This window comes from Bradyrhizobium sp. NBAIM08 (assembly GCF_020193935.1).
Taxonomy (GTDB): domain Bacteria; phylum Pseudomonadota; class Alphaproteobacteria; order Rhizobiales; family Xanthobacteraceae; genus Bradyrhizobium; species Bradyrhizobium yuanmingense.
In genome coordinates this window covers 1-428 of the sequence record NZ_JADYVR010000596.1, presented here as the reverse complement: position 1 = coordinate 428, position 428 = coordinate 1, and the positions used below count along the sequence as shown (strand labels likewise).

At 68.0% G+C, this 428-nt stretch carries 1 pseudogene; it reads left to right on the top strand.

Annotated features, from left to right (window positions below):
- Positions 1 to 47: 47 nt before the first annotated feature.
- Positions 48 to 428, top strand: a pseudogene (locus I6F37_RS41135) (hypothetical protein); the annotation flags it as partial.

The window sequence follows — 428 nt, the reverse complement described above, 5'->3', positions numbered from 1 at the left end:
CGTCCACCCAGACCACGATCCTCCCGACTGCGCGGGGGGCGCTCGCGATGGCGGTGTACGGAGCGATCCCCGAGCGGTTCTCCCGCATTCACCCGCGGTACCGGACCCCGGGGTTCGCGACGGCGGTGATGGGTGTCACCGCCACCGCCTTCTACCTGGTGCTGTCCTTCGTCAGCGCCAACGCGCTCGCCGACTCGATCGCCTCCCTGGGCCTCGCCGTCGCCTTCTACTACGGCGTGACGGCGTACTCGTGCGTCTGGCTGTTCCGCCGGTCGATAGTCACCAACGCGCGAGACTTCTTCCTCCGGGGTCTGCTGCCGCTGCTGGGAGCACTGGACATGACGTGGGCGTTCGTGCAGAGCGCGATCGACATGAGCCAGTCGGACTACGGCTACACGACCTTCGGACCCGTGGGTGGCGTGTTCGTC